General features: G+C 53.2%; 1 rRNA gene. It reads right to left on the reverse strand.

Annotated features, from left to right (window positions below):
- Nucleotides 1-58: 58 nt before the first annotated feature.
- Nucleotides 59-1460 (reverse strand): 23S ribosomal RNA (locus tag ACTQ3K_RS12565); the annotation flags it as partial.

Here is a 1460-nt window from a genome sequence, read left to right on the forward strand (position 1 = left end):
ATACCTTCAAAACTACACATTGTCCAACATCATTTCATTCCCAAAACTCCTAAACCACCTGGATAAGCCCTCGACCGATTAGTAACAGTCAGCTCCACACATTACTGTGCTTCCACCTCTGCCCTATCTACCTCGTCGTCTTCAAGGGGTCTTACTAGCTTCTGCTATGAGATATCTCATCTCGAGGGGGGCTTCACGCTTAGATGCCTTCAGCGTTTATCCCTTCCCGACTTGGCTACCCGGCTATGCATCTGATATGCAACCGGTACACCAGAGGTCAGTCCATCCCGGTCCTCTCGTACTAAGGACAGCTCCTCTCAGATATCTTACGCCCGCGCCGGATAGGGACCGAACTGTCTCACGACGTTCTGAACCCAGCTCGCGTACCGCTTTAATGGGCGAACAGCCCAACCCTTGGGACCTACTTCAGCCCCAGGATGCGATGAGCCGACATCGAGGTGCCAAACCACTCCGTCGATGTGAACTCTTGGGAGTGATAAGCCTGTTATCCCCAGGGTAGCTTTTATCCGTTGAGCGATGGCATTCCCACTTAATACCACCGGATCACTAAGCCCTACTTTCGTACCTGCTCCACCCGTCGGTGTCGCAGTCAAGCTCCCTTCTGCCTTTGCACTCTTCGGATGGTTTCCAACCATCCTGAGGGAACCTTTGGGCGCCTCCGATACCCTTTCGGAGGCGACCGCCCCAGTCAAACTCCCCGCCTGGCATTGTCCCATCACCGGTTCACGGTGACTGGTTAGAAATCCAATATCGCAAGGGTGGTATCCCAACAGCGGCTCTGCGGCAACTGGCGTCACCACTTCTCAGCCTCCCACCTATCCTGTACATGCAATACCGAATCCCAGTACCAAGCTGGAGTAAAGCTCCATGGGGTCTTTCCGTCCTGGCGCAGGTAACCAGCATCTTCACTGGTACTTCAATTTCACCGGGTGCATTGTTGAGACAGTGCCCAAATCATTACGCCTTTCGTGCGGGTCGGAACTTACCCGACAAGGAATTTCGCTACCTTAGGACCGTTATAGTTACGGCCGCCGTTTACTGGGGCTTAAGTTCAAAGCTTCGCTTGCGCTAACCTCTCCCCTTAACCTTCCAGCACCGGGCAGGCGTCAGCCCATATACCTCACCTTACGGTTTCGCATAGACCTGTGTTTTTGCTAAACAGTTGCTTGGGCCAATTCTCTGCGGCCTCTTCTCAGAGGCACCCTTTCTCCCGAAGTTACAGGGTCATTTTGCCGAGTTCCTTAACAATGCTTCTCCCGCCGGCCTTAGGATTCTCTCCTCATCCACCTGTGTCGGTTTACGGTACGGGTATAACATGCGCAATAGCGGCTTTTCTCGACAGCTGGCTCAGGAGCTTCCCTACTTATTTTCGGTCCGCATCACGTCTTCGGATTGTTAAACGGTTTTTCCAGCTTAACTCCTACCTCGCTTGCACCGGT

The organism is Candidatus Paralachnospira sp. LCP21S3_A2, assembly GCF_052118925.1.
Lineage (GTDB): Bacteria > Bacillota > Clostridia > Lachnospirales > Lachnospiraceae > Lientehia.